This window comes from Henriciella barbarensis, from assembly GCF_003576345.1.
GTDB lineage: Bacteria > Pseudomonadota > Alphaproteobacteria > Caulobacterales > Hyphomonadaceae > Henriciella > Henriciella barbarensis.
On the sequence record NZ_QWGB01000005.1, the window covers coordinates 546,756 to 570,531 of the forward strand.

Below are 23,776 nucleotides of genomic sequence, written 5' to 3' on the forward strand. Positions count from 1 at the left end.
CCTGAGAGCGCACAGGCAATTCTCGCTTTACGCGAATTGCGCAAGAACAAATCCGGCGATGACCGCAACGCCAATTAAAGCCGCAAGGGACCAGGGGGATGGGCCCTGACCGCGCACTGGCCCTTCTCCCTTCGCCCTTTCGGACTCCAGAAAATCTTCGAACGCATCCATGACATGAGGCAGTCTTTTCAATCTGTCGGTGACCTCACGTGCCTGGCGCGCCGCCAGCTTGGTCGCCCCGGCAGGCCCGAAATTCTGCGCAATCCAGCCTTTCACGATTGGCTCTGCTGCTTTCCAGATATCGTGCTTCGGGTCGATGGAGCGTGCGACGCCTTCCACCTGAACCATGGTCTTCTGAAGCAAAACAAGTTCTGGCCGTAACCGCATGCCAAAAGTACGGGTATAGTCCATCAGCTGGAGCAGGATGCGGCCCATATAGACGTCTTCGGCTGGCTTGCCGTGGATCGGCTCACCGATAGAACGTAGCGCCTGAGCAAACTCACCTACGGACTGGTTGGCAGGTACATATCCTGCCTCGAAGTGAACTTCTGCCACCCTCTGATAGTCGCGGCGAATAAAGCCCCAGAGAATCTCCGCGAGAAAGCGGCGCTCACTGAAACCGATCCGGCCAATCAGGCCGAAATCGACAAGACCGACCTCATTGTCGGGCAGGATGAGAATGTTGCCCTCATGCATGTCCGCGTGAAAAACGCCGTGCCCGATCGCATGAGAGAGAAAACCGCGCGTGATCTTGTTGGCCAGCGCGACACGTTCCAGCCCCGGCTGGTCAAGCGCTTCGGGACGGGTCAGCGGGATGCCCTCAACCCAATCAATTGTTAGCACCCTTTGCGCCGTACGGTCCCAGTCGACCGCCGGGACGCGGAACCAGTCATCCTTTTCGGAGATGGAGCGCATCTGGTCGGCGCCACCTGCTTCCAGCCGGAAGTCGAGCTCTTTCTCCATCGATGTAGCAACCGTCTCGGTGAACCTTACCGGTTCCAGCCTGCGACTCTCTACCGACGCCCGCTCAACGGTCCGCGCAGCGCGGCGTATCGCGCGAAGCTCCTGGTGGATCATCCGCTCAACGCCGGGCCGGAGGATCTTCACAGCCTTCGGCCCGTTAGAAGTCTCCAGCCTGTGCACCTGGGCAAGTGAGGCAGCAGCAACCGGCTTACCAAGCCCCGCAAAAAGGGTTTCAGCCTCCTCGGCTCCAAACTCATCGGCAAGGATGCGGCGGGCCTCTTCCATACTGAACGGCTCAAGCTTGTCTTTAAGACGGGACAGGTCCTGCGCCGTTTCTGCGCCGAACACGTCCGGCCGCGTCGCCAGGAACTGGCCGAGCTTGATATAGGCGGGCCCTAGCTTTTCCAGCGCGCTCGCAAGCCGTTCGCCCGGCCTGCCTGTTGTCCGTCCGCCAAACATGCGAAGCACCCGCCCCGCCATGCGCGCAGGCAATGGCAGTCGTGTCTGGTATTCGCCCGGCAGGATCACGTCATGGCGCACCAGCGCCGTACCTGCACGCATCAGCCGGCCATAATCAGCAAGTGCTTTCAGCAACTACTCTCTCCAATATTCGGGAACGCTTTCACTGCACTGGCGTTTTCATCGCCATCACAAGGAGACGACAAATGGCTGACAATACTCAATCCAATAACGGTTTTCTCTACTTCATCGTCGGTGCACTTCTGGTTGCCGTGATAGGCTTCGGCGTCTGGTATTTCGCCGGCCAGCCGAGCGCCGCGAGCAATGACGCCGATCTGTCGATTTCGGTCAATGAAGACGGCATGTCCGTCGATACGCCTGACGAGTAAACCCCTCAAGCCGCCCATCCATAGTGCAGCGCGGCAATGCCACCTGAGAAGTTGGTGACGGACACGGCCGAGAAACCGGCTGTGTCCAGTTCTTTTCTGAACTCGTCCTGCTTTGGAAAACGCCGGATGGACTCCACCAGGTACTGGTAGGACTCCCGATCTGAGGCGACAATTTCGCCGAGCTTTGGAATGACGCTGAAACTGTAGGCATCATACATTTTCTGAAGCGACGGCGCTGTCATGTGGCTGAACTCAAGCACGGCTAGGCGCCCGCCTGGCTTCAGGACCCTGCGAAACTCGGACAGCGCTGCGGCCCGGTCGGCAACATTACGGATCCCGAAAGCGATGGTCAGCGCGTCGAAACTGCGGGCCTCGAATGGTAGCGCCTGCGCATCGCCGCAGACCCAGTCCATACGATGTTGATAGGCCTCCATATCCCGGCGCGCGCGGCCTGCATTCAGCATCGCCTCGTTGATGTCACAGACGATAGCGCTGGCTTCAGCTTCGCGATGACGCCGGCGACCGGCCTTGTCAGCGCGATCAATGAACGCCTTGGCAAGATCGCCAGTGCCGCCCGCCACATCGAGCAGTTTCTCACCCGGTTGCGGGTTTAGCTTGGCAATCGTGTCATGTTTCCAGAGCCGGTGAACGCCCGCTGACATGAGGTCATTCATCACGTCGTAACGGTCTGCAACGGACGCGAAAACGCCTTTCACGCGCGAGACTTTTTCCTCGGGCGAGACCTCTTCAAAGCCGAAGCTGACCGTCTTGTCTGTCTTCAAATCATCTGTCATGCGCGGCGACCATAGTTGCAGCATCCCTGAAACGCTATATCGGCTTTCCATGCCTGAATTGCCCGAAGTAGAGACAGTTCGCCGCGGCCTTGCCCCTGTCATGGACGGCAAGCGCATCGTGGCGTCAGAACTGCGCCGCCCTGACTTGCGCTTCCCGTTTGCGAGCGACTTTGTCGAGCGAACACAGGGCAACCGGATCGAGCGGCTGGGACGGCGCGCCAAATACCTGGTGGCAGAGCTGGAGACAGGCGACGCCCTTATCATGCACCTCGGCATGACCGGCCGTTTCACGATTACGGGCGCTGGCCGCCCTGGCAGCTTTCATCACGAGATCACGCCCGACTCCAAACACGACCATGTCGTCTTCCAGATGGAGGGAGGCGAGACGGTCACATATAATGACCCGCGCCGCTTCGGCTTCATGGAGCTCTGGCCGCTCTCGCAGCTCGACGTCTATCCGCGCCTTGCGGGCTTCGGGCCTGAGCCGTTGTCGAACAGCTTCTCCCATGCCTGGCTGAGCGAGGCGTTTAAAAACAAGTCCGGGCCAATCAAGTCCGTTCTTCTCGACCAACGAGTGATCGCTGGGCTTGGGAATATCTATGTCTGCGAGGCGCTCTGGCGGGCCGGCATCAGCCCTCGCCGCAAGGCGTCGACCGTCTCGGGCGTGCGTGCCGGGCGGCTTGCCATCGCCATCAATGATGTGATCCGCGAAGCCATCGCCGCCGGTGGGTCATCCATTTCTGACTTCAAGGCGGCCAGTGGCGAACTTGGCTATTTCCAGCACACTTTCGCCGTCTATGATCGTGAGGGCGAGCCCTGCAAGAACTGCAACGCCCCGATCAGACGTATCGTCCAGTCGGGGCGCTCAAGCTTCTATTGCGGCAACTGCCAGCGCTAGGCGCGGCGCCTAACCAAGGGCGAGTTCGTAGATCTTTTCATAGTCGGCTTGGGTCGCCGTCTTGGCATTGCCGCGGTGAGCGAGATCAGCCAGCGCATACTCAACAACACCCGGACCGTCGGAGGCGTCGAGGCCGATTTCCTTCAGCGTCGACGGGATGCCGATATCCTCGTTCAGCTTCTCGATGGCTTCGGCAAGGTCAGCGCCCGGCTTGAGCCCCATCGCAAAGCGCAGGCGCTCATACTTGCCGTCGGCAGAACCATCATTGAATCGCAGCAGGTGCGGCAGGAAGATCGCGTTAAGCGTGCCGTGATGAAGCTTTTTGTCATGCAGGCGACCAGCCGCGTGGCTAAGTGCATGCACCGAACCAAGGCCCTTCACGAAGGCGAGCGCGCCCTCGTAGGACGCCATCATCATGTGCCAGCGCGCTTCCTTGTCGGAGCCATCCTGCACGGCGCGGCGCAGCCAGCCATCACCGACTGCGCGCGTCAGACCATCATAGCCGATACCTTCGGCTGGCGGGTTGGACGCCGGCACCAGAATGGCCTCGATGCAGTGGGTCACCGCGTCCATACCTGTTGCTGCCGTCATCATCTTAGGCAGTCCGAGCGTCAGGTCCGGGTCACAGATCGCAACTGGCGGAATGAGGTTTGGCGACGCAAAGGTTTCCTTGCGGCCATTGTTCAGCGTCGTAATCATGCCGACGGAAACTTCAGACCCGGTACCAGCCGTCGTCGGAATGGCGATCAGCGGATCAAGCTTGCCGATATGTTTTGAGCCGCCGGACATCGCCGCATATTTCTCCAGCGGACCGCCATGTGCTGCCAGCAGGCCAACCGCCTTGGAGAGGTCCATGGAAGAGCCGCCACCAAGCGCGATGATGCCGTCGGCGCCCGCAGACTTGTACAGCTCGGTCACCTCGATGGCCTGGTTCTCTGTCGGATTTGCGACCGTGTCAGCAAAGATACCGCCCGGCTCGCCGCCCAATGCGCCAAGCACCGTATCGAGCAGGCCAGCTGCCTTGATGCCGGGATCGGTGATGATGAAAGGCTTGGAGACGCCATGGCCCTTCAGCACACCCTGAAGCTTCTGGATCGCCCCATGGTCAAAAATACAGGTGTTGAGGAATGTCATAACGGGCATGGCGTTTTCTCCGAAGTTTCTTGTCCTGGTATGGTCCCGGCCACTGGTAGGACGGAGAGACGCGGTCACGCAAGCAGAAGTCTCGCGGCAATCTGCCCCTTCAGCCCTCTTTTGCGCGCCTGAGCGATGTGCCAACTGGTGCAACCTGTTGACTTGATCCCGCCTGTCGGGCCCGTTGAGAAACGAAGACGTTTGCCATCCGAGGATACGACCCCGACGTGACCGACCCCATCCTATCCGTCCGCGACCTGAAAATCGATTTCGACACGCCCGATGGCACTGTCCATGCCGTGAAGGGCACAAGCTTCGATGTAGCGCCCGGCGAATGCCTCGGCATTGTGGGTGAGTCCGGCTCGGGTAAGAGCCAGTCTGCCCTCGCCGCTATGGGCCTGATCGCTGAGAACGGGGATGTGACAGGCTCCATCAACTTCCAGGGTACGGAGATGGTCGGCGCGAAGACAAAGACGCTGCGCAAGATCCGCGGCGCGCAGATGTCGATGATCTTCCAGGACCCGCTCACATCACTTACCCCCCACCTAACCGTCGGGGCGCAGATGCGCGAAGTCCTGGCCCTGCACATGAACATGAAGGGTGAGGAGGCCACAAAGCGCTGCGTCGACTGGCTGGAACAGGTCCGTATTCCGGAAGCCCGCCGCCGCCTCGACCAGTTCCCGCATGAGCTCTCTGGCGGCATGCGACAGCGCGTCATGGTCGCCATCGCCATGTTGTGTAATCCAAAGCTTCTGCTGGCAGATGAGCCGACGACAGCGCTTGATGTCACTGTGCAGGCGCAGGTTCTCGACCTGATGTACGACCTCAAGAAAGACACCGGCACCGGCATCGTTCTCATCACGCACGATATGGGCGTTGTTGCCCGCATGTGTGACCGCGTCATCGTCATGCGCCATGGCGAGATCGTGGAGACGGGGACCAGCGACGACATCTTTTACAAACCGCAGCACGAATACACGAAAATGCTGCTCAACGCTGTGCCACGCATCGACCAACCGAACCGCGAAGGCCGCCCACAACTTGGTGAGCCACCTGCCCAGAGCCAAGAACCGATCGTGAAGGCGCGCGATGTGAAGGTTCAGTTCCCGGTCAATGTCGGCGGTGGTCTTTTCGGCAAGACCAAGATGTTGAAAGCCGTCGATGGGGTTTCTTTCGACCTTCGAGCCGGCGAAACACTTGGCGTGGTCGGCGAGTCCGGCTGCGGCAAGTCTACGCTTGCGCGCGCTGTGCTGAAGCTGGTGCCGCAATCTGCCGGCACTGTCGCCTGGATGGGCCGCGACATCAGCCAGGCCGGGCGCAAGGAAATGAACGCCCTGCGCGAAGACCTGCAGATCGTCTTCCAGGACCCGCTGGCGTCACTCGATCCGCGCATGACGATCGGCCAGTCCATCGCCGAGCCGCTCACCGTCCACAAGCCGCACATGTCGAAGGCAGAGCGCGAAAAGATGGTTCGGGAGTTCCTGCCCCGCGTCGATCTCGACCCCCACCTCATCAACCGCTACCCGCATGAGCTTTCAGGCGGCCAGAACCAGCGCGTCGGCATCGCTCGCGCCATGATCCTTCGACCCAAGCTTCTGATCTGCGACGAGGCTGTCTCCGCACTCGACGTGTCGGTCCAGGCCCAGGTCGTCGACCTCCTGATCGATCTTCAGAAAGAGTTCGGCCTGGCCATGATCTTCATCAGCCATGACCTGTCGGTCGTGCGCGAGATCAGCCACCGCGTCATGGTGCTCTATCTCGGCAAGGTGGTCGAGGTCGCGGGCCGCACCGCCATATACGAAGACGCCCGCCACCCATACACCAAGGCGCTCATCTCCGCTGTACCCACGCCAGATCCCGAGTTTGAACGCAGCAAGGAGCGCATCAAGCTGCGCGGCGACCTGCCCTCACCGCTCGATAGCCGTGCGCCGCTGCGCTTCATGAAATCAGTGGTGATCGACGACCCGGATGCCGACCAGTACGACCCGCAGCTAATCGAAGTTGCACCCGGCCATCTGGTGGCAGAGCATGATCCGTATCAGGGCGTCGAAGGCCTCTACGCGAAGAAAACCGAAGCGGCCTGAGCTCCTGCCTCAGGCAGCGCCGCGCGTCTTGTCCGTGATAATTTCCTCGACGGAGATTGGCATTGGAAACGGCCGGCTGATCAGGAAACCCTGAAACTCATGGCAATTGGCCTCTAGCAGCCGAAGCGCCTGCGCTTCTGTCTCCACGCCTTCTGCGACGACAGGGATGGAAAGGCTGTGGCCGAGCCGCAGGATCGCATCGACAATGGCAAAGGATTTCGGGTCGGTGTCCATCGCGAGCACAAATGACTTGTCGATCTTGATACGGTCGAACGGCAGCTGCTGCACGAACCGCATCGAGGAATAGCCCGTCCCGAAATCATCGAGGGCGATCTGCACGCCGAGCTTCTTGAACTTCTCAAGGAGGTTTGCCGCCACCTGCACATTGTGGATGATCGCCGTCTCGGTGATCTCCAGCTCAAGGCGGTGGGGCTCCAGACCGGACCGACGCAGAGCTTCGCGCACATCGCCATAAAGTTTCGGGTCCAGGAACTGGCGCGCGGAAAGGTTGACCGACACGCCGACATGCGATTCCCAGCGGGACGCGGCTGCGCATGCCTCCTGTATGCACCAGCGGCCAATGTCGGTCACGACCATACTCTGTTCGGCGATCTCGATAAAATCATTTGGCATGACGAGACCGTGGCCGGGGCGTTCCCACCGGATCAACGCCTCATAAGACAGGACTTTGCGCGTCTGGGCGCAGACCTTTGGCTGGTAGTGAAGCACGAATTCGCCATTCTCAACCGCACGCGACAAGGCAATTTCAACATCCCGGCGCGCTTCGAAGTGTTCGTGCAGTTCGTTGTCATAGATGCGTGCGCGGCCACGGCCGTCTGATTTAGCGGCGTAAAGCGCGCGATCAGCCGTCTTCAGCAATTCGCCAGGGTCTTCAGTGAGTTCTGTGATCCTGCTGGCGCCAGCACTCGCGCCGCAACGGATCGAAATTTCGTCATGCTGAATTGGAAGAGACAGCGCACGTACACATTCGCTTGCGAAATCAAAGATACGGTCGGCTGGCAGGTCAGGGCCCGTCAACAGCGCGAATTCATCACCACCCAGACGCGCCGCAAGTCCGCCTTTCGGCGCCAGGGCCCTTAGTCTGTTCGCAGTTTCGATGATGACGGTATCGCCAGCGCCGTGGCCGAACTGGTCATTCACATCCTTGAACTCATCGAGGTCAAAGAGAATGACTGCCGTATGCTCCTCGCCCCCACGTGTGAGGCTGGCGAGCAGTTCGCGTTGAAACGACTCGCGATTGGCGAGCCCGCTCAACTGGTCATTGAACGCCAGTTCGCGGATCTCCGCCTCCCGGCGAAGCCGTTCGCGAAGATCGCGAATGGAACAGATGGTTGCGCCAGTTCCATTGGCTTCTGAGTCGCTGTCGAGCTTTCTCATCCGGACCTCGACTGGGATGGAAACACCATCCGCGCTGACGATCTCAGTCTCGCGATAACTATCAGCGCTTGTTGAGAGACTGGTCATGTTCAGGATGGGCAGGACGTCTGACCCAATCAGGTAACTGCGGTCAGCGCCAAGCATGTTTTCAGCAGCCCGGTTCACTTCGACGATCTGTCCGTTCGCATTTGCGATCAAGATGCCTTCGGACGCAGAATTTGCGAGCATGGATATGCGGCGGGACTCGCGGTTACGCAGGCCCGAAATCGTCCGGTCAAAGCCCGCGGCCATCATCGCAAAAATGAGGATGGCGACCACCCCGAACACGATGGCCAGAGCGAGTTCGCCTGGAGCCAGAGACCAGGAGATTTCCTCGACACCGCGGATCGGGAACACAGTCATGCCTGCCATGCCCACAAAGTGCACCGAGGCGACTGCAAGCAGGGTAGAAACTACGCCAAGAACGTTGCGCCATTTCTTGTGCTCGCTGATCCCGACTGAGTAAGCGATCGAGAAGAAGAGGCCGCAGAGCGCAACAGCGCCTCCAACAAATGCCGCATCATACTCAAACAGCGCTGACGCTTTCAGCGAGCTCTGACCGTAGAAATGCATAATCGTCAGGGTCGCCGTCGCCATGAAGCCACTCAGCGCCCTCCTGACCGGACCCAGCGAAGTTATGAGCAGCTGCGAGGTCGCCACGAAACCCGATACAGCAACAAGGGCGGAGACAACCGTTACGACGCCGTCAAAGGCAATTTCGAATCCCGGCCGGTATCCGAGCATGGCAACGAAATGGGTTCCCCATACGCCAAGACCCGTAACCACACCCGACGCGGCAGCCCAGAGCCGGCGTGTCGACTCTTTCTCACTCTCCATGCCGCGATGAAAAACGATCAGCGAGCAAACTGCCGCTAATGTGCAGACGAATACCGCCATCGCGACATAGAAAAGTGCGTGATCGTCCTGAAGACAGGAAAGGACACGGTACATGAGGTCACCCGAATATAATCGGAGGCAGCCCTACCCAATGAGTCCTAACCGTTCGTGCATGTTCTTTATATTACTGTAAATATTGAATTTGTGCTGTTAGAGGCAGATCAATTTATTAACCCGCAGCGATGGAATGAATGGCTTTCAGCTTCGCCAGCAGGGTCTCGGCCTGCGCAAGATCCAGACAGCTCGGCCCGTCGCATAGCGCCTTGTCAGGGTCTTCGTGGAATTCGAGGAATACGCCATCAGCTCCAGCAGCAATCGCCGATTGCGCGATGATGGCGACACCTTCGCGGCGGCCACCCGTTGACCCACCAGACGTACGCGGGTCTGCACCCGGCAGCTGCACTGCATGGGTCGCATCAATCGTGACCGGCACACCCAACGCTTTCATCGCCGGAATGCCCAGCATGTCGACAACAAGGTTGTTGTAGCCAAAGCTCGACCCGCGTTCACACAGGATGGTGGGGTTGCGGGCGTCGCCCGTCACCTCGCTAATTTTGGTCACGATGTTCTTGCAATCCCATGGTGCCAGGAATTGCGCTTTCTTGACGTGCAGCCAGCCGCCACTCGCCATCACGGCCTCGGCACCTGCGACGACCAGATCGGTCTGACGGCACAGGAAAGCCGGCACCTGGATGATCTCTGCGACCTCCGCCACCGGGGCTGCCTGCTCTGGCGTGTGGTAGTCGGTTACCACTGGCACATCGAAAGCCTCTTTGACGTCGGACAGGATGCGGAGACCCTCATCGAGCCCGGGCCCGCGATAGGATTTGATAGACGACCGGTTCGCCTTGTCGAAGCTCGCCTTGAATACGTAGGGCAGCTCCAGCCGCTCGCAGACGGTCTTCAGATGCTCGCAGATCCGCATGGCCAGATCGCGGCTCTCCAGAACATTCATGCCAGCCATGACGGTAAGAGGGTGGCCCTCGCCGATGGTTATGCCATGACCCGGAAGGGAAAGCGTTTTCATTCTGGCGCTCCTCACTCTGTCTGCGCTCGCGCTTAAACAAACGGGTATTTACAGGCAAGTACACACAGCGGCTGTGCTAGCTTGCGCGGCTACAAACCCCTCAATAGGGTGCGCCGCGATTGATACTGGACATAACGCCATGAGCAAGAAACTTCCGATCAGCCTCGACGATGTACGGGACGCTGCGCGTGTTCTCGAAGGACAGATCGAGCGCACGCCCATGCGCCTGTCCAAGACGCTGAGCGCCATTACAGGCGCGGAAGTATGGGTGAAGTTCGAAAACCAGCAGTTCACGGCCGCATTTAAGGAACGCGGCGCGCTCAACAAGCTTGCCCGCCTCAGCGAAGAAGAAAAGCAGGCCGGCGTAATCGCCGCGTCAGCAGGCAATCATGCGCAGGGTGTTGCCTATCACGGCCGCCGCCTTGGCATCCCCGTGACCATCGCAATGCCGACGACAACGCCATTCAACAAGGTCCAGCACACGCGAGATTTTGGCGCGCGCGTTCTTCTGGAAGGCCAGACCTTTGATGAGGCCAAGGCCTTTGCAGAAACGGTACGCGAGCGAGAGGGCCTGACCTGGATCCATCCTTTTGATGATCCGCAGATCATGGCGGGTCAGGGCACCGCTGCCCTCGAAATGCTTGAGGATGGACCAGACTTCGACGTGCTGGTCGTCCCGATCGGCGGCGGCGGGCTCATCTCTGGTATGGCGACCGTCGCCAAGGCTCTGAAGCCCGGCATCAGGATCATCGGCGTACAGGCCTCGATGTACCCCAGCATGCTGGCCGCGATTCAGGGGCGTGAAGCCAAGACGGGCGGCGCATCCATCGCCGAAGGCATCTCGGTAAAGACACCGGGCTATCTCACAAGGGAAGTGGTCGAGGCACTGGTCGACGAAATTCTCCTGGTCGAGGAAGCGCATATCGAGCGCGCCATCACCCTCTTTGCCGATGTTGAAAAGACGATTGCCGAGGGCGCAGGCGCTGCTGGCCTCGCCGCCTTACTTGCTCACCCTGAAAGGTTCGCAGGCCGGAAGGTCGGCCTCATCCTGTGCGGCGGCAACATCGACACCCGGCTGCTGGCGTCTGTCCTGACGCGCGCGCTGGTGCGTGAAAAGCGGCTCGCCCGCATCCGTATCATCGGTGATGACCGACCGGGCCTGCTCGCGCTCGTCTCCAAGATCATCGGCGACAATGGCGCGAACATCATGGAAGTGGCGCATAACCGGATTGCTCTGGATGTGCCGGCCAAGGGGGCTGAGTTCGACATCCTGATGGAAACACGCGATGCCCAGCACACACAGGACATTATCGACGCGTTGGATCGGGCTGGCTATCCGCCCCGTTCCACTTAGTCTTGCGCTCCATCAAGCCGCAGGTGACAGGCGGGCAAAGCTTGCCTAAGTTCCTCAACTCAAACAGATAAAAGCCTCTGACGGAGACTGCCCATATGTTGAAACCTCTCTCTGGCCTCGTTTGCGCGGTTCTGCTGACCGCCTGCAATGCACAGGAGCAGAGCTTCGATGAGTTTTTCCCCTGGGACCCAGAGGCAGAAAACGTCCAGGAGACCGATTCGGGCATTCAATACGTCGTTGTTCGTGAAGGGCCCGAGGACGGCGCTTCCCCGACTATCAACTCCACCGTTCAGGTTTTCTATGAAGGCCGGCTGACCGATGGCAGGACCTTTGACGGCAATTTCGATGAGGGCCGGCCGGCTATTTTTGGCGTCGGTCAGGTCATCCCCGGCTGGACGCAGGGTCTTCAGCTGATGTCTGAAGGCGACGAATACGTGTTCTACATTCCGTCAGATCTTGCCTACGGCGAGAGCCCACGCCCCGGGAGCATCATTAAGCCCGGTGACGATCTCATCTTCCGCGTTTCGCTCGAGGAGGTCTTCGCACCGACCCCCGCCGATGAAGACGCCTGGAACACCTACACACCATGGGACTCCTCCAATAGCGACATTCAGTCGACGGAGTCGGGTCTTGAGTATGTCGTTCTGGAAAGCGGCGCTGAAAACGGGGTCAGCCCGGAGCCGAATGATACTGTCGTCGTCCTTTACGAGGGCCGGTTTGCGGAAAGCGGTGAAGTGTTCGACAGCGCATACCAGCGCGGCCAACCCATCATGTTCCAGGCGAATGGCGTCATCCCAGGCTGGCAGGAAGCGCTGTCAATGATGAAGCCGGGCGACCGCTGGCTCATCCATGTGCCATCAGATATCGCCTATGGTGAGCGCGGCTACCCTGGCGCGATCCCACCGAATTCGGACCTCAATTTCGAGGTCAAGCTGATTGATGTTCTGCCAACGGAATAAAACTTGCTTGGCAGGCTGCGGATAGACTTGAAGGGGGGCGTCGATATGGCTCAACCACAACGCAAGCATGGGCAGTTTGCCAGAGTTCTTACGGGACTCGCGGCCGCAGCCTTTGTTCTGACTGCCTGTGAGACCGCCGCCCCGGCGTCTCAGACTGAAACACCTGCAGCCGTTGAAGCTGATAGCGAAGCGGCTCTGGCCGCAAAACGCGCGGCGAAGGCGAGCACGCCATGCCCCGACTATGGCCGCGGGTCTGGGACGTTCCAGCCGCCGTTTCCGGCAAACTGCGCAGGATTGCAGACCACCGAAGGCGGCCTTCGCTGGATCGAGATCGCGCAAGGCCCAGAAGATCGCGAGCCGCCCCTCGACGGCGCGACAGTGATCGTCGCTTACGAGGGCTATCTCGCAGAGACCGGCGCCAAGTTCGACAGCTCTTATGATCGTGGCGAAGCAGCGATCTTCGTGATCGATCAGGTCATCGCTGGCTGGACCGAAATCCTGAAGCGCATGACGCCCGGGGATGAGTGGATCACCCATATTCCGGCAGAGCTTGCCTATGGCGGCGTATCGCCAAGCGCAGCCATCCCGCCGAACTCAGATCTTGTTTTCAAAATTCGTCTCGACGGCTTTCTCAATGCCGAAGAAGTCGCAAGCCTGCCGCCGCCCGCTGGCGTCTCCGAAGCGGTATGGGAAGAGTTTTTGCCCTGGGACCGCTCACGCGAAGGCATCCAGCGCCAGCCATCTGGCCTGACCTATTTCCAGATTGAGGACGGCGAGAGCGAAGGACCGAACCCGCGCGCAGACGATCTCGTCGCCATCGATTATGAAGCCCGTCTTGCCGAAGACGGCGCCCTAGTCGCTTCGACATGGGGACGTCAGACACCGCTCGTTGTGCGCGCCGGTGACCTCATTCCAGGTTTCGCGCAATTGCTTAGTCTGATGAAGGAAGGCGACGTCCTTATCGGTCGTCTCCCGCCGCCGCTCGCCTATGGCGATGCTGGCCTTGAGGACCTCGTGCCGCCCGACGCGTCACTGGTCTATGTGGTCAACCTCATTGAGATCAATCCGGAAGTCTCCCAGCCAGAGCGCTAAAAGTCCTTCGGAACGGAACCAAAAAAGGCGGACCGTGCGGTCCGCCTTTCTTCGTTTCGCAATTTATTTGCCGCGCCTCAAGCCCTGGCGAGAGCTTTGACCGACTGGACTGTATGCATGTCGCAGACGAGCGTCTCACCGCCTGCCGCCACGATTACGGTATTTTCCCGGCCCGCCACGGAGATCGACGTGTCGGTCGCGCGGATATAGCAATTCTTGCAATCAATGGCTCTCACATTGCCGATGAGGACGTTGCCGTTCTCGTCCTTTTCGGATCGCTCCCACAGCGCCTGGAAGTCGCCAATATCGCTCCAGCCCATATCGACAGGCACAACTTTCAGATCGTCATGGTGCTCGATGATCGCATAGTCGATCGACTGCGAACGGCAGGCCTCAAAGGCGGCCCCTTCAAAGCACGCAGCGGTGCCCTGTCTAGTTTTCGGGATGGCGGCGCTGACCGCCTCCAGAATATCCGGCGCATGAGCCTTGAAGGCTTCGATCATGTCGCCTGCACGAAACAAGAAGATACCTGCATTCCAGAAGAAGTTGCCGGAAGCGATATAGGATTTTGCCGTTTCAATGTCCGGCTTCTCGACAAAACGTACGACGTCGATGACATCGCCAGACTTGCTGGCCGCTTCGATGTAGCCATAGCCTGTCGCAGGCGTTTCTGCGATGATCCCGAAGGTTACAACACTGCCCGTCTGCGCGGCTCTCGCGCCCGACAGGATGGCGCGGTGGAACGCGCCGAGGTCTGCAATGTCATGATCTGCTGGCAGGATCAGGACGAGGTCATCAGCATCTGCGGACAGAGCCGCTGCCGCCACGGGCGCAGCCGAGTTCTTCCCCACAGGCTCCAGCAGGATGTCGGCTGTCCCAGACAGACCGCTCATAAGGTCGCCATGCCGTTCGGCGCCAATTACCATCGGCCGGCTGAAGGACAATCCGTCGACGGGGGTCCCCTGAACCCGCGCCAGCGTCACTTCCAGCATTGATGAGGCACCCAACAGGTTCAGAAACTGCTTGGGATGCTGCGGCGTCGAAAGCGGCCAAAGCCGTGTCCCACTGCCGCCACACAGGACTACCGGTTTTATAGAGATCGTCATCTACGCTTTTCCCTCCACGAACATCTCAAGCCTTTAGGCGTGACACACCCCAGATTGCAACCAGCGATGGCTTGACCTTCGCTGCGGTGAAGGCAATCAAGCATTATGCCGATTATATCCGTAGACAAGTTCGCGATTCCAGGCCCCGCACGGCTTCAGCTGAAGCGTGCAGGCGATGAGCGTGGCTGGTTCAGTGAGACCTGGAACGCGAAGGATTGGCTTGAAGCTGGTCTGTCCGAAGAGAAGTGGGTGCAAGACAATCACGCGTTTTCGGCTGAGCGCGGCACCACGCGCGGCCTCCACTTTCAAGCGCCGCCGCACGCGCAGGCAAAACTGATTCAGGTGATCCGCGGCCGCATCTTTGATGCAATCGTCGACCTACGTACCGGCTCGCCGACTTTTGGACAATCGGTTTGCCTGGAGCTCAGTAGCGACGCCCCGCAGGCCTTCTATGTGCCAGTAGGCTTCGCACATGGCTACCAGACCCTCGCTCCGGATACGCTCGTCTATTACAAGGTCACCGATTATTACGCGCCCCAGACGGAAGGCGGTCTACTCTGGAATGGAAAAGCGGTGGGCGTAGACTGGCCAATGAAGCAGGACGTCACGCTGTCAAAGCGGGACCATGACTGGCCAGACCTTGATACACTCGCCTCTCCTTTTCAGTACCTCGCCTGATGGATCGCAGCGCCATCCTCGTGACTGGCGGCGCGGGCCGGCTGGGGCAGGCTCTTGGCCATCTGGGCTGCACTGCAACGGGCCGCGACGCTCTGGACATCACGGACAGCGCATCGATCAGGCAAGCCATTCATCGATCCAGGCCTTCGCTCGTTATCAATGCGGCGGCCTACACGAATGTTGACGGCGCAGAAACCGAGACTGATCGCGCCCACAAGATAAACGCTGCAGGCGCTGGATTGGTCGCTGAGGCCTGCACGGCCGCAGACATTCCTCTCATCCACATCTCAACCGACATGGTGTTCAGCCAAGGCAGACCGGATCAGCCCGTGAACGAGCAGGCCGATCCCACGCCAAACTCCGTCTATGGCCAAAGCAAACTCGACGGAGAATTGAAGGTCCGCGCAGCTGGAGGCCATCACTGCATCGCCCGCGTCAGCTGGCTGTTTGCTGGCGAGGGCGAAAGCTTCGTCAGCAAGATGCTGGCCGTCGCCAAGCAGCGCGATCATCTTCAACTCGTCGATGATGAATATGGCCGCCCAACCCATGTAGAAGCGCTGGCTGGTCATCTTCTGAAGCTTGCCAGACACATGCTCGACGCGAGCAACGCGCCCACACTCCTGCATCTCGGCCCACCGGAGCCGGTAAACCGGCACGGCTGGGCACGCGAGATATTCGATGTGTCAGCTAATTACGGCGGTCCATCGCCCACGATGAGTCCGGTTCCCGGCAGCACTTTTCCAACGCCTGCTCCACGTGCACGTGGTTTGGTTCTGGATGTCAATCTTGCCGACAGGCTGCTCGGTCCAATGCCAGCCTGGCAGCCAATGAGCGAAACGGTTGTCCGGATAATTCTCGGTAAAGCCTAGTTCTTCTGGGTAAGCAGTTTGCGCAGATAGGCGGCGTATTCAGACTTGCCGTAGAAATCCGCGCTTTTCTCCAGCTCGGCCTGCGTGATGAAGCCGCGGTGCAGGGCAATCTCTTCGGGGCAGCAAACCTTCATGCCCTGGCGCTTTTCGATCGCAGCCACAAACTGGCTTGCATCCAGAAGGCTATCCGGTGTGCCCGTGTCGAGCCAGGCGAAGCCGCGCCCCAGTGGCTGCACAGACAGCTTGCCTTCTTCCATATAGGTCCGGTTGAGATCAGTGATCTCGAGTTCACCGCGGTCAGACGGCTTCAGCGCCTTGGCCCGGTCGCATACGCTCGCATCATAGAAATAGAGGCCGGTGACCGCATGGTTCGACTTTGGCTGCTCCGGCTTTTCCTCGATGGATACGGCCCGCCCATCTTCGCCGAACTCCACAACCCCGTAACGTTCAGGGTCGCTGACAGGGTAGGAAAAGACGGTCGCTCCGTCCGAAATGTCAGTTGCCTTCAAAAGAAGACCGCCAAGGCCGCCGCCATAGAAAATGTTGTCACCGAGGACGAGGGCGCAGGGCTCACCATCAATGATGTCTTCAGCAATGGTGAAAGCCTGAGCGATGCCTTTCGGCTCTGGCTGGACGCGGAACGTGAAATTCACGCCGAACCGGCTGCCATCACCGAGCAGTCGCTCGAATGCAGGCTGGTCATGCGGTGTCGTGATGATGATGATGTCCCTGATCCCTGCCAGCATCAGGACGCTGATCGGGTAGTAGACCATCGGCTTGTCGAAAACAGGAAGCAGCTGTTTTGAGGCTGCCATCGTCATTGGGAACAGGCGAGAGCCGGTCCCCCCGGCCAGAACGATGCCCTTCATACCAAATCCCCTGCTCTACCGATGATCTATGGCCGCGCTGGCCTCGACTTCAGCGGCGTTCTATGACATCGGGCGTTGAGCATCGTCAAGCTGGCCGCATTGTAGCCAGACCTGCACGATGAGGATAAATTGCACACGGACGCGACATGAATTTTCTCGTAACGGGCGGCGCTGGCTTTATTGGATCAGCTGTTTGCCGGCATCTGGCCGGCGACCTTGGCCACGACGTGACCAACCTCGACAGACTGACCTACGCTGCCAATCTTAGCTCGCTAAAGCCAATCGAAGACCTCGAGAATTACAAATTCGTCCAGGGCGACATCTGCGATGAGGCGCTCGTTTACCGTCTTCTCGTTGAGAACCAGATCGACGCTGTGCTCCACCTCGCCGCAGAAAGCCATGTCGACCGGTCAATTACCGGCCCCGGCGAGTTTATCCAGACCAATATTGTCGGCACCAGCACAATGCTTCAGGCCGCTCGCCGCTACTGGGATAAGGACCTCGGCAAATCCGACGGCTTCCGCTTCGTCCACGTCTCGACAGATGAAGTCTATGGCGACCTTCCGCTCGATTCAGGGATCTTCACCGAAGACTCCCGCTACGAACCATCTTCGCCCTACGCAGCATCGAAAGCCTCGTCTGACCACCTTGCCCGGGCCTGGGGCCGCACATACGGCCTGCCTGTTATTGTGACAAACTGCTCCAATAATTATGGGCCATACCATTTCCCGGAAAAACTGATTCCGCTCGTCATCCTGAATGCGCTCGCCATGAAACCACTGCCCGTCTACGGCAAGGGCGAGAATGTCCGCGACTGGCTGTACGTCGAAGATCACGCCAATGCGCTGGCCAAGGTGGCGATCGAGGGCGCGCCGGGCGAAACCTACAATATTGGTAGCAATTCAGAGCGGACCAATCTTCAGGTGGTTGAGGCCATCTGCGACCTCATCGACGCGCGCCGTCCAGCGGACAAGCCGCGCCGAGACCTCATTGAATATGTCACAGACCGGCCGGGTCACGACCTTCGCTATGCCATTGATGCCAGCAAGATTGAAAACGAGCTGTCCTGGACGTCATCGGTATCATTTGAAGAGGGCCTCGCCCGAACCATCGACTGGTTCATCGAGAATGAGTGGTGGTGGAAGCCGCTTCAGGCCCGCTAGACCGCCAAAACCGCCGCCACGTCCTGCGTGGCAAAAGCGCGCCACAAATCAATAAACATGCACTTTGTGGGTGAAGCTGTTGAGCCTGCGTCAGCCCTTCGCTAATGGACTTTGGGGCGGCGCATCTTCTGTGCCCACAAGTTTAGTTACGGGACTGTTTCAATGACAACGAAAAACAAGACAGCGCTGGTCACTGGCGTGACGGGACAGGATGGGGCGTACCTGGTCGAACTCCTGCTGGAAAAGGGCTATACGGTCCATGGCGTGAAGCGCCGGTCTTCCTCGTTCAATACTGGCCGCATTGAGCATCTATATCAGGACCCGCATGTCGATGACCCGCGCCTGATCCTTCACTATGGCGACATGACCGATTCGACGAACCTCATCCGGATCGTCCAGGAATCCCAGCCAGACGAGATCTATAACCTCGCAGCACAGAGCCACGTTCAGGTCTCTTTCGAGACGCCGGAATACACCGCGAATGCCGACGCCGTTGGCGCGCTTCGCCTGCTCGAAGCAATCCGCATCCTTGGCCTCGAAAAGAAGACCCGTTTCTATCAGGCCTCGACGTCAGAACTTTACGGCCTGGTTCAGGAAGTGCCGCAGAGCGAAACCACACCCTTCTATCCACGCAGCCCATATGCGGCCGCGAAACTCTACGCGTACTGGATCGTCGTGAACTACCGCGAAGCCTATGGCATGCATGCCTCCAACGGCATCCTCTTCAACCATGAGAGCCCCCTGCGCGGCGAAACCTTCGTGACCCGGAAGATCACGCGCGCCGCAGCTGCCATCAAGCTTGGCCGTCAGGAAAAGCTCTTCCTCGGCAATCTCGATGCCCAGCGCGACTGGGGCCATGCGCGTGAATATGTCCGCGGCATGTGGCTGATGATGCAGCAGGACAAGGCCGACGATTACGTACTCGCGACCGGTGAGACGACGCATGTCCGCCAGTTCGTCGAGTGGGCCTTCGAAGACGTGGGCATCAAGCTCGAATGGAAGGGCAAGGGCGTCGACGAGAAGGGTTACTGCTCCGAGACCGGCAAATGCCTCATCGAGGTGGATCCCCGCTATTTCCGCCCGACCGAGGTCGAGCTTCTGCTCGGCGATCCGGCAAAGGCGAAGAAAGTGCTCGGCTGGAGCCATGAAACCTCGCCGCGTGATCTTGCCCGCGAGATGGTCCAGTCGGATCTCAAAGTGATGCAGAAAGACCCCATCTGGAAGGGTGCCTGATCATGTATGACCTCGCTGGAAAACGGGTGTGGGTTGCCGGCCATCGCGGGATGGTCGGCTCGGCAACCGTGCGCCGTCTGGAGCAGGAAAACTGCGAGGTCATCATCGCTGGCCGCGACAAGGCCAATTTCATCCGTCAGGATGAGACCGAGAAGCTGCTGGCCGAGATGAAGCCGGACGCCATTGTGGTGGCAGCGGCCAAGGTCGGCGGCATTCTCGCCAACGACACCTATCCGGCAGATTTTCTCTACGACAACCTCATGATTGAGGCGAACATCATCAATGCGGCCCACAAGAGCGATGTCGACCGCATCCTGTTCCTTGGCTCCAGCTGCATCTACCCGAAGTTCGCAGACCAGCCGATCGTCGAAGAGAGCCTGCTGACCGGCCCGCTTGAGCCAACCAATGAATGGTATGCGATTGCCAAGATCGCGGGCATCAAGCTCGCCCAGGCCTATCGCAAGCAGTATGGCCGCGACTATGTCTCCGCGATGCCGACCAATCTTTACGGTCCCGGCGACAATTTCGACCTGAAATCCAGCCATGTGCTGCCCGCCCTCATTCGCAAGGCGCATGAGGCAAAGAAGGCTGGCGCCAGCGAGATCGAGATCTGGGGCACCGGCACGCCGCGCCGTGAATTCCTTCACTGCGATGACTGCGCCGACGCACTCGTCTTCCTCCTGAAGAACTATTCCGGTTATGAGCACGTGAATGTGGGCTCCGGCACCGACGTCACCATTCTTGAGCTGATGGAGATGGTCGCAGAAGTGGTCGGCTTCGACGGCAAGATCGTCAAGGATGAGAGCAAGCCTGACGGCACGCCGCGCAAGCTGATGTCAGCCTCTCGCCTGCGCGATATGGGCTGGGAGCCTTCGATCAGCCTCCGCGATGGTATCGCCTCGACCTATCAGTGGTATCTCGACAATGTGAGCGACGCCTGAGGCGAACAGCCGACAGGCTGGGTCAGCTGCAGGGGCGCCATTGTGCGTCCCTGATCTACCTGTTCAGTCTTCTATCTGAACTTATTGAGGGCGCGGCCCGCGACATTACGAACCGGCTTCGACATACGGCCGAGCTTGTTCTTCACCCGCAGAAGCCGCCATTTCTGCACCTCCCATGAAGGGAACAGCCTTCCCACAAGGGCGCGTTCAGCAGACCGCTGCTTGCGCTCCACTCGCAACAGGTGGCTGAAGGCGCGCGCCTCCAGAAGCGCCGCGTGCTTCTGCTCCCGCTCGCGTTTCAACTGTCCTGACAGATAGGCTTCACGCAGTTCAAGCTCTTCGATCCGGGCCGACTTCGAGGCGATGATCTCGTTAAAGGCCTTCTCGCGCTCTCGCATGCTCGTCTGCAGGTTGACCTCTTCAACGTCATCCGCGCTCGGAAGCTCGGGGCTGAGAATCTGGCGCTCCATCTTGCTGGTAAAGGCGAACTGGTCGACCCGCGCATCCGGGCTGCCCGTAAAGCTGTGATCCCGCAACATGTCGCGAACTGTTTCAAACAGCTCATACTCAGGCGCGAGCGCGCGCTCGATCCGCGCGCGTTCTCTGGAGGTCAGCTGGAGAATCAGCTCGTCGCGATCTCCGACATTCTCTTTCGGCACATCGATCGGGGGCTTGCCCAGAAGCTCTGCCAGATACTTCATGGAGGCGTCGATGTCAGACGTATCGCCGATGAAATAGAATGAGTTCAGTATGTTCGAACGCTCTTCAGCGTTGCTCGCACACATCGAGTTTCTATAGATGAAGCGGTTGGGAAATTCCGCGAACGACACGATGTCTTGCGGCAAATCCTTATCGCTCTTGCGGCGAAGATGGTAGTAGGACGAAACGAGGTGATCCAACGGGTCACGCAGAAGCGTGAACACCTTGTAGTCAGGGTTTCCGATGACTTCCGGCAAGGCATCGGTCAACGCGCCTTCTTCACCAAAAATCGATGAAGCGAAATGGCTGGTCACGCAGATTTCCTCGCCAGCGCCCTCGCGCAATTCCGTTATGCGTTGGCCCTGCTCGACCCGGTAGAGCTCATACCAGCTTTCGATGACGCGTTTGGTGCTGGTGCCCGCCGTCTTCGGAATATGAAAGTGTACGAGCATGGAGACCCTATGTCAGGACAACGGAAACAAGGAGTGCCGTGACAACACTCGACGGACGCGAAAACCTAGTTGGAGAAACTGAAACTAGCCAGCCTTTGGGTGCGCGAGCAAGGCTTCCATGAACTCATCAGGATTGTCGACACGGATATTCTTCGTCCTGCAGCGCTCCGGCTCTGGATCGCCCTCCCAAAGCTTGGCCCCGAGATAGGTTGGCATATTGTATTCCATGCTCAGCATTACGCGTTCGCGTTCACCCGGGCGCCCGCCGCCATGCAGGCACCGGCATGTATCGGTGAAGATGATCGTGCCCGCTGGTCCGTGATATTCGTGAAGGGCACCATCAGGCAGCACTGAGTCCTCCTGACGGTCGAGGACGAAGTCAGGTCGCTCGAACAGGACCTCGCAATCCCTTGCAGCCGCTGCCATGAACGGACCGGAATCGGCATCCACGTCAGTAATGTAGAGAAAGACTTTCAGCTGCGCACGGTCTTCCGGGTCGAAGTGAAGCCGTTGGGACGATTTGCGGTGAAATTCAGAGTTCTTCGCCAGTGTCACACCAAAACCGGTCATGATTGGAAACATGCCGAAATACCGGATGACCGGGGCCAGCAGGAGCGGGCTCGTCGCAAGTTTGAAGATCGCGCTATCGGCCCCGAAGGGTTTTCCCGCCGAGCCCAGGAATTGAAGACTGTCCTTCGACAGAAACTCCCGGCCCGAGGCAATCGCGTCCTGATAGGATCTCAGCCCCTCCGAGACGGCATCTTTCACCAATTGGTCATGGCTCAGATCGATCGAAGCGTGCGCAATGTCCTGCGGGATCTCGAACTCCGCCGTTTCCGCGGCAAGCGTCTTCTCAGCGAGATAGCGCCGTCCCAGCGCCTCGCGGCGCGCAATCTCTTCGCTTTTTATGAAGCGGGCCAGTTCATGATACTGCTTGCGCTGTTTCATGCTCCCCTGACGGATCACAAAGGAACGCTCGAACACGGCGGCGGAGCGTGAAACCTCCATGAACTGCTCGGCCTTGTTCCGCCAGAAGTCCCGTTCGCCGACAAGTTTGTCGACCTTCACGTCCTGCGCTGCATCAGGCATGAGCTATCCCGCTCCCTTGATCTGGAGTGTATCCGAACTGGTCGTTTCGCAAGCCTTACGCGGGCTTGGGGTGCGCCAGCAAGGCTTCGGTGTACTCATTCAGATTATAGTCCCTGACCTTCAGCGTCCGGCAGCGGCGCTCTGGCGTCGGGTCACCCTCCCAGAGCTTCGAATTGAGATGCGTCGGTATATTGTACTCGATGCTCAGCATGAGGCGCTTCTTGCCGCCGGGCCGGGCACCGGCGTGAAGGCAGCGGCACGTATCACAGTAAATCGCCGTACCAGCCGGACCGGTGAATGTGCGGATAGACCCCTCCCGAACTGCCGTATCATCCTGACGGGCCAGTTTGAAATCCGGATCATTATAAAGAACGGCGCTGTCTTCGGCCGGGACGGCCATGAACGGGCCGGACGTCTCGTCCACATCAGTGATGTAGAAGAATACCTTCAGCTGCGTGCGGTCTTCCGGGTCGAAATGCAGGCGCTGTGAAGAATGCGGATAGAACTCTTCATTGCGGGCTGACAGCAGGCCGAAGCCGGTCATGATTGGGAACATGCCGAAATAGCGAATAACCGGGGCAAGCAGCAACGGGCTTGTCGCCAGCTTGTAGACACCGCCGCTGGCGATAAACGGCCAGCCGGCGTCGCCGACAAATTCGAGGCTATCCTTGGACAGGAGCTCTTTTCCAGAGTCGATTGCTTCCTGATAGGTATCGCGACACTCTTTGATGGCGTCCTGCACCAGCGGATGATGGCTGAGATCAACCGACGCAAAGCCATCCTTCTGCAACACGACCAGTTTGGAGGTTTCAGACTCCAGCTTCTGTTCTGCAAGGTATTTTTGACCAAGCTCCCGGCGCCGCTGGATATCAGCCGCCTTAACTTCCTTCGCCAACGCGTGGTAGGTCTGACGCTGCCGCATCGTGCCTTTGGTCAGAAGGTAGGAACGATCAATCGTAGGTGTATTCTGGAACTGCTCGGACAGCTTTTCAGCTTCGGCCCGCCAGCGGTTGCGGTCGGTTCGAAGAGCCGCAAGCTCAGCTTCGTAGTCGCGCTCTGGCGCTTTTGTCGCCTGAGCCGGATCTTCGCCCCGAACGTCCTGATTAACAATAGACATGCTTAATAAACTCCAACCCACTTGTCGGGAGAATCTCTCACAGCGTTAAAATGTCAACTACGTAACATCCGCA

General features: G+C 59.1%; 21 protein-coding genes. 11 read left to right on the forward strand and 10 right to left on the reverse strand.

Going from position 1 to position 23,776, the window contains the following annotated elements; translation table 11 throughout:
- Positions 1-27 precede the first annotated feature (27 nt).
- A complete protein-coding gene (gene ubiB / locus D1224_RS05610) occupies positions 28-1,557 on the reverse strand; it encodes a 2-polyprenylphenol 6-hydroxylase (protein ID WP_119378925.1) in 1,530 nt (509 codons plus the stop codon).
- A gap of 71 nt (positions 1,558-1,628) precedes the next feature.
- Here ubiB and D1224_RS05615 point away from each other — a divergent pair, with 71 nt between their 5' ends.
- Positions 1,629-1,811, forward strand: a complete 183-nt coding sequence (locus D1224_RS05615; RefSeq protein ID WP_119378926.1) for a hypothetical protein — start codon at positions 1,629-1,631, stop codon at positions 1,809-1,811.
- 5 nt (positions 1,812-1,816) lie between these two features.
- On the opposite strand, the gene ubiE is transcribed toward D1224_RS05615, so the two are convergent.
- A complete protein-coding gene (gene ubiE / locus D1224_RS05620; RefSeq protein WP_233350411.1) occupies positions 1,817-2,605 on the reverse strand; it encodes a bifunctional demethylmenaquinone methyltransferase/2-methoxy-6-polyprenyl-1,4-benzoquinol methylase UbiE in 789 nt (262 codons plus the stop codon).
- A gap of 49 nt (positions 2,606-2,654) precedes the next feature.
- On the opposite strand from ubiE, the gene mutM reads away from it, so the two are divergent.
- Positions 2,655-3,503, forward strand: a complete 849-nt coding sequence (gene mutM / locus D1224_RS05625; protein WP_182482176.1) for a bifunctional DNA-formamidopyrimidine glycosylase/DNA-(apurinic or apyrimidinic site) lyase — start codon at positions 2,655-2,657, stop codon at positions 3,501-3,503.
- A 9-nt stretch (positions 3,504-3,512) separates the two neighbouring features.
- Here mutM and D1224_RS05630 read toward each other — a convergent pair whose 3' ends face one another.
- The gene (locus D1224_RS05630) at positions 3,513-4,646 is read right to left on the reverse strand and encodes an iron-containing alcohol dehydrogenase (RefSeq protein WP_233350412.1); all 1,134 of its coding nucleotides are present in this window, start codon (positions 4,644-4,646) and stop codon (positions 3,513-3,515) included.
- Positions 4,647-4,864: 218 nt separating this feature from the next.
- Here D1224_RS05630 and D1224_RS05635 point away from each other — a divergent pair, with 218 nt between their 5' ends.
- Positions 4,865-6,721: an ABC transporter ATP-binding protein gene (locus D1224_RS05635; RefSeq protein WP_119378929.1), complete on the forward strand. Its 1,857-nt coding sequence runs from the start codon at positions 4,865-4,867 to the stop codon at positions 6,719-6,721.
- Positions 6,722-6,730: 9 nt separating this feature from the next.
- Here D1224_RS05635 and D1224_RS05640 read toward each other — a convergent pair whose 3' ends face one another.
- The gene (locus tag D1224_RS05640; RefSeq protein WP_119378930.1) at positions 6,731-9,109 is read right to left on the reverse strand and encodes an EAL domain-containing protein; all 2,379 of its coding nucleotides are present in this window, start codon (positions 9,107-9,109) and stop codon (positions 6,731-6,733) included.
- Positions 9,110-9,224: 115 nt separating this feature from the next.
- Entirely contained in the window at positions 9,225-10,082 is an 858-nt protein-coding gene (kdsA, locus tag D1224_RS05645) for a 3-deoxy-8-phosphooctulonate synthase (protein WP_119378931.1), read from the reverse strand.
- A 139-nt stretch (positions 10,083-10,221) separates the two neighbouring features.
- Between kdsA and D1224_RS05650 the strand changes: the two genes are divergently transcribed.
- The 3 genes from D1224_RS05650 to D1224_RS05660 all read left to right on the forward strand — a co-directional run bounded on the left by D1224_RS05650 (position 10,222) and on the right by D1224_RS05660 (position 13,487).
- A complete protein-coding gene (locus tag D1224_RS05650) occupies positions 10,222-11,436 on the forward strand; it encodes a threonine ammonia-lyase (RefSeq protein WP_119378932.1) in 1,215 nt (404 codons plus the stop codon).
- Positions 11,437-11,531: 95 nt separating this feature from the next.
- On the forward strand, positions 11,532-12,395 hold the full coding sequence (locus D1224_RS05655; protein ID WP_119378933.1) for an FKBP-type peptidyl-prolyl cis-trans isomerase: 864 nt from the start codon (positions 11,532-11,534) through the stop codon (positions 12,393-12,395).
- Positions 12,396-12,440: 45 nt separating this feature from the next.
- Positions 12,441-13,487, forward strand: coding sequence for an FKBP-type peptidyl-prolyl cis-trans isomerase (locus D1224_RS05660; RefSeq protein WP_119378934.1), 1,047 nt, complete (start codon positions 12,441-12,443; stop codon positions 13,485-13,487).
- A 77-nt stretch (positions 13,488-13,564) separates the two neighbouring features.
- On the opposite strand, the gene D1224_RS05665 is transcribed toward D1224_RS05660, so the two are convergent.
- Positions 13,565-14,593, reverse strand: a complete 1,029-nt coding sequence (locus D1224_RS05665; RefSeq protein ID WP_119378935.1) for a mannose-1-phosphate guanylyltransferase — start codon at positions 14,591-14,593, stop codon at positions 13,565-13,567.
- A 105-nt stretch (positions 14,594-14,698) separates the two neighbouring features.
- Between D1224_RS05665 and rfbC the strand changes: the two genes are divergently transcribed.
- Positions 14,699-15,271, forward strand: coding sequence for a dTDP-4-dehydrorhamnose 3,5-epimerase (rfbC, locus tag D1224_RS05670; RefSeq protein WP_119378936.1), 573 nt, complete (start codon positions 14,699-14,701; stop codon positions 15,269-15,271).
- Positions 15,271-16,140, forward strand: a complete 870-nt coding sequence (locus tag D1224_RS05675; protein ID WP_119378937.1) for an SDR family oxidoreductase — start codon at positions 15,271-15,273, stop codon at positions 16,138-16,140. The genes rfbC and D1224_RS05675 overlap by 1 nt, the downstream gene beginning before the upstream one ends.
- On the opposite strand, the gene rfbA is transcribed toward D1224_RS05675, so the two are convergent.
- On the reverse strand, positions 16,137-17,009 hold the full coding sequence (rfbA, locus tag D1224_RS05680) for a glucose-1-phosphate thymidylyltransferase RfbA (RefSeq protein WP_119378938.1): 873 nt from the start codon (positions 17,007-17,009) through the stop codon (positions 16,137-16,139). The two genes, D1224_RS05675 and rfbA, sit on opposite strands and share 4 nt — an antisense overlap.
- Positions 17,010-17,155: 146 nt before the next feature.
- Here rfbA and rfbB point away from each other — a divergent pair, with 146 nt between their 5' ends.
- The 3 genes from rfbB to fcl all read left to right on the forward strand — a co-directional run bounded on the left by rfbB (position 17,156) and on the right by fcl (position 20,346).
- The gene (gene rfbB / locus D1224_RS05685; RefSeq protein WP_119378939.1) at positions 17,156-18,172 is read left to right on the forward strand and encodes a dTDP-glucose 4,6-dehydratase; all 1,017 of its coding nucleotides are present in this window, start codon (positions 17,156-17,158) and stop codon (positions 18,170-18,172) included.
- Positions 18,173-18,334: 162 nt separating this feature from the next.
- Entirely contained in the window at positions 18,335-19,405 is a 1,071-nt protein-coding gene (gmd, locus tag D1224_RS05690; RefSeq protein ID WP_119378940.1) for a GDP-mannose 4,6-dehydratase, read from the forward strand.
- A 2-nt stretch (positions 19,406-19,407) separates the two neighbouring features.
- Positions 19,408-20,346 carry a GDP-L-fucose synthase gene (fcl, locus tag D1224_RS05695; protein WP_119378941.1) on the forward strand — a complete coding sequence of 313 codons (939 nt, stop codon included), beginning with the start codon at positions 19,408-19,410 and terminating at the stop codon, positions 20,344-20,346.
- 71 nt (positions 20,347-20,417) lie between these two features.
- Here the strand turns inward: fcl and D1224_RS05700 are convergent, their stop codons facing one another.
- From D1224_RS05700 to D1224_RS05710, 3 genes are all read right to left on the reverse strand, one after another.
- Complete coding sequence (locus D1224_RS05700) at positions 20,418-21,497, reverse strand: sulfotransferase family 2 domain-containing protein (RefSeq protein ID WP_119378942.1); 1,080 nt, start codon at positions 21,495-21,497, stop codon at positions 20,418-20,420.
- A gap of 84 nt (positions 21,498-21,581) precedes the next feature.
- Complete coding sequence (locus tag D1224_RS05705; protein ID WP_119378943.1) at positions 21,582-22,586, reverse strand: phytanoyl-CoA dioxygenase family protein; 1,005 nt, start codon at positions 22,584-22,586, stop codon at positions 21,582-21,584.
- A gap of 55 nt (positions 22,587-22,641) precedes the next feature.
- A complete protein-coding gene (locus D1224_RS05710) occupies positions 22,642-23,703 on the reverse strand; it encodes a phytanoyl-CoA dioxygenase family protein (protein WP_119378944.1) in 1,062 nt (353 codons plus the stop codon).
- Between the last annotated feature and the right edge of the window lie 73 nt (positions 23,704-23,776).